General features: G+C 56.6%; 4 protein-coding genes. 3 read left to right on the forward strand and 1 reads right to left on the reverse strand.

What is annotated here, in order from left to right; genetic code table 11:
* The 3 genes from GZ093_RS20680 to GZ093_RS20690 form a co-directional block, all read left to right on the forward strand.
* Positions 1-191 (forward strand): ABC transporter substrate binding protein (locus tag GZ093_RS20680; protein WP_296489606.1); only part of this gene is annotated, 191 nt, incomplete at its 5' end.
* Positions 192-342: 151 nt separating this feature from the next.
* A complete protein-coding gene (locus GZ093_RS20685) occupies positions 343-882 on the forward strand; it encodes a hypothetical protein (protein ID WP_296489608.1) in 540 nt (179 codons plus the stop codon).
* Positions 883-923: 41 nt separating this feature from the next.
* Positions 924-2,642 (forward strand): putative transposase, encoded by a 1,719-nt coding sequence (locus GZ093_RS20690; protein ID WP_296489609.1) that lies wholly within the window; start codon positions 924-926, stop codon positions 2,640-2,642.
* Here GZ093_RS20690 and GZ093_RS20695 read toward each other — a convergent pair.
* A partial coding sequence (locus GZ093_RS20695; RefSeq protein WP_296489610.1) for a GDP-mannose 4,6-dehydratase occupies positions 2,551-3,082 on the reverse strand: 532 nt, incomplete at its 5' end. The two genes, GZ093_RS20690 and GZ093_RS20695, sit on opposite strands and share 92 nt — an antisense overlap.

Raw genomic sequence — 3,082 nt, forward strand, 5'->3', positions numbered from 1 at the left:
ATGTTGACAGCGTGCCCAGAGGGGCGGTTGCCGCCTACGGTATGGACTATTTTTTGGTGGGCTATTCTGCTGGAAAAAAAGCGGCCCTCATTCTTAAAGGGATCAAGCCCGGAGATATTCCGTGGGGGACGATGGAAAAATTCAGTCTCAGACAACCTGATCTCTATCCCGTGAAGTTATTGGCCGCTTAGCCAAACCCCTTATTAATCAACGCGTTGCGAGATGTTCAAATTTCTTTGCCACGCAGCGCTCGAAGTCGCCCGGATTTTGCGAAGATACTGGTTTTCATTTATCCAAACTCGGGCATCGAACCAGCATTCCCCGGGTTTTACCGATCCGACCATGGCGCAACTCGTACTACCCCTGTTCCCCAGCGGAGCCACTGAGATCACGCCCACGCTGAGTTTCTCCAGAGTTGATCAAACGGTGACCTACTTTCACTCGGGTATGCCGATCTTCAGCCACGACCAAAACGAGCGCGCCTCCTTTCGATACATCACAGCACAACTGCACGTCACCGCCGGGGCCACGCAGGCCCAATTGAGTCGCGCTTTTGGCGTACCACTGATCACCATCAAACGCGCAGTCAAGCAGTACCGCGCCCTTGGCATCAAAGGCTTTTTCGCACCACGCGTGACCCGTGGAGCCGCTGTTTTGACAGCCAACGTGCTCGAACAAGCACAAGGCCAATTGAATGCTGGTCAAAGCGCCATTGCCGTAGCGACCGAGTTGGGCATCAAAACCGACACCTTCACCAAAGCCATCCGCGCCGGGCGGCTACACGCATTGGCTAAAAAAAAGATGCCCAAAACCCAAGTGATGCCTCAGTCACCCCCTGCAGCCTTGAAGCTGCGCCGGGCGATACCTGCATCAGCAGCATAAGCAACAAAAGCGAACGCTCCCACCAAGACAGCATAGCCCCCATGGGGCGCGGTGCCAGCCACATCACCGAGCGTGTGGCGGCCAGCCTGGGTGAGCTCACCTTTGTGGCACCCAAATTCCAGCCAGCCTTGGATGTTCCCTTTGGCGGTGTACTGTTCGCCCTGCCGGCCTTGCTGGCGCTGGGTCTACTTGATGCAGCACAAGACTCGTTGGGCAAGCTCCCCGATGGTTACTACGGGCTGGACAGTCTCTTGATGCTGCTGACCTTCATGGCACTGGCGCGGCTGCAATCGATGGAATCTTTGCGCTACAGCGCCCCGGGTGAATGGGGCAAACTCCTGGGGCTGGACCGCATCCCCGAGGTGCGCACCCTGCGCGCCAAAGTTCAACTGCTGTCTGCCGATGGTCAGGCCGCCAAATGGGCGGCTCAGTTGAGCCTGCGCTGGATGAACCAGGACAGCGCCCAAAGCGGTTGGCTGTATGTTGATGGTCACACCCGGGTCTACCACGGTAGCCAGACCAAACTGCCACGCCACTACGTTGCCCGGCAAAAGCTGTGCCTACGCGCCACCGTTGACTTCTGGGTCAATGCGATGGACGGACAACCCTTCTTTGTGGTCAACAAGGTGGTCGACCCGGGCTTGGTCAAAGTTATCGAAGAAGACATTGTGCCCACGCTGGAGCGAGACGTACCCAACCAGCCCAGTGCGGCGGCATTAGCCGCAGACCCCCATTTGCATCGTTTCACGCTGGTCTTTGACAGGGAAGGCTACAGCCCGCAGTTGTGGAGCCGGCTCAAAGAGCGGCGCATCGCGGCCCTGAGTTATCACAAGTTCCCGGGTGAGGACTGGGCGACTGATGAATTTGTGGATAGCCAAGTCACGCTGGTCAATGGGCAGGTCGCAACCATGTCACTGGCCGAGCGCGGCACACCTTTGAGTAACGGCTTATGGCTGCGAGAAATACGCAGGCTCAACCCGGATGGGCATCAAACCGCCATCATCACCACCGATTACGGCTGTGATTTCAGACGTTTGGCGGCCAATATGATGGCACGCTGGTCTCAGGAAAACTTCTTCAAATATGCCCGTGAACACTATGGGCTGGATAGGCTGGCGGGCTATTGCACGCAAGACGTTCCTGATCCCATAGAGGTCGTCAATCCGGCCTACCGCGCCCTAGATGGTCAGGTGCGCAGTGCCAGCGGCAAACTCAGCAGATCGATGGCCGTGTTCGGTGCATTGAATATGCAGCAGACGATTGAGCCCGACCATGTGGAGGCCTTTACCCAGAGGAAAGCGGTACTGAAAGAGGAGCTTGATGCGTTGCAGGCCAACGTCATCTCCCTCAAAGCCACCCGCAAGGCCACAGAGCGCCGTATCAAAGTCAAGGACTTGCCTGAGGAGCAGCGCTTCACGCAGCTCAGCACGCACAGCAAACACTTCGTTGATGCGATCAAGATGCTTGCTTACCGCGCCGAGACGGCAATGGCAAATTTCTTACGCGAATCGATGACACGAGCTGATGAGACGCGCACGCTGCTGCGAGAGCTCTACACCACCGAGGCTGATCTATTGCCTGATTTGAAAAACAAGACGTTGACGGTGCGTCTGCACCACCTCGCACAAAACCGTTCAGATCAGTCGATTGCCTTGTTGTGCGAGGAACTCAATCAAACCAAGACGGTGTTCCCCAGAACTGAGCTGCAGATGATTTTTGAAATTGGAAAACCGAAAAATCACGGCAAAGAGGAAATCTAGACGACATTGGTGTCGTTTCAGAATCCGCAGGGATCAGGTTGTCTGAGCCTACTTCGTTGACGCCCTCACCTTGCCAGCGCAGTTGCATGCCGAGCTCGGCGGCAGTCCACTCGATGAACTGGCGCACGCTGTATTGCACGCCAGTGGCAATGACAAAGTCATCCGGCTGGTCTTGCTGCAGCATCATCCATTGCATGCGCACGTAGTCTTTGGCGTGACCCCAGTCGCGCAGGGCGTCGATGTTGCCCATGTAGAGGCAGTCTTCCAGCCCCAAGCTGATGTTGGCCAGGCCACGGGTGATTTTGCGGGTGACAAAGGTTTCGCCCCGGCGCGGGCTTTCGTGGTTGAACAAAATGCCGTTACAGGCATACATGCCATAGGCCTCACGGTAGTTGACCGTGATCCAGTAGGCGTAGAGCTTGGCCACAGCGTAGGGGCTG

It is taken from the genome of Rhodoferax sp., from assembly GCF_010365055.1.
Taxonomy (GTDB): domain Bacteria; phylum Pseudomonadota; class Gammaproteobacteria; order Burkholderiales; family Burkholderiaceae_C; genus Rhodoferax.